The following is an 815-nucleotide window of genomic DNA, read 5'->3' as shown; positions in this document are numbered from 1 at the left end:
GCGATGGTTTGGGCGGCAAGCCTGGCGGTAACGACGCATTCGAGCAGGGAGTTGCTGGCGAGGCGGTTGGCTCCGTGCAATCCTGTGCAGGCGGTTTCGCCTAAGGCGTAGAGCTGCGGCAAGGAGGTTCTGCCGCAGGGGTCGGTTTGGATGCCGCCGCAGGTGTAGTGTTGCACGGGGCGGACGGGGATGGCTTGGTGCGTGATGTCCAAGCCGCATTGGGACAGGCAGTGCCGATGGATGGACGGGAAATGCCGGCGGACGAACGCTGCGGGTTGGCGGCTGATGTCGAGCGAGACGAAGTCTTGCGTTTGTTTGGCGATTTCGGCGGCGATGGCGCGGGCAACAATGTCGCGCGGCGCGAGTTCGGCGCGGCGGTCGTAATGCGGCATAAACCGTTCGCCCGATTGGTTGGTCAGGATGCCTCCTTCGCCACGCACGGCTTCGGAAATCAGGAAGGTACGGCCGTTTTCAGACGGCCTTGCCAAGCCTGTGGGGTGGAATTGGATAAATTCGAGGTTTTCGACTGCGCAGCCTGTGCGTATCGCCATGGCGATGGCGTCGCCCGTGCATTCGGGTGGCGTGGTGGTGGCGGCGTAAATTTGCCCGAGGCCGCCGCCTGCGAGTACGGTATGGCGGGCGCGGATGCGGTAGGTTTCTTGCGTTCGACAGTCGAGGACGGTCAGCCCGCACGCCGCGCCTGATTCGGTTTGAATGTCCAACGCCATCTGCCGCTCGCAAACGCGGATGTTCGGGCGGCGGCGTATTTGGGCAATCAGGCTCTGCATGACGGCTTCGCCCGTGTAGTCGGCGAC

At 63.7% G+C, this 815-nt stretch carries 1 protein-coding gene; it reads right to left on the bottom strand.

Going from position 1 to position 815, the window contains the following annotated elements:
• Positions 1-815 (bottom strand): L-aspartate oxidase (locus HMPREF2608_RS03425; protein ID WP_141761456.1); only part of this gene is annotated, 815 nt, incomplete at both ends.

The sequence above is a fragment of the Neisseria sp. HMSC064D07 genome, assembly GCF_001837185.1.
In the GTDB taxonomy this organism is placed as follows: Bacteria; Pseudomonadota; Gammaproteobacteria; order Burkholderiales; family Neisseriaceae; genus Neisseria; species Neisseria flavescens_C.
The sequence above is the reverse complement of the archived record's forward strand: the minus strand, read 5'-3'. Positions and strand labels throughout refer to the sequence as shown.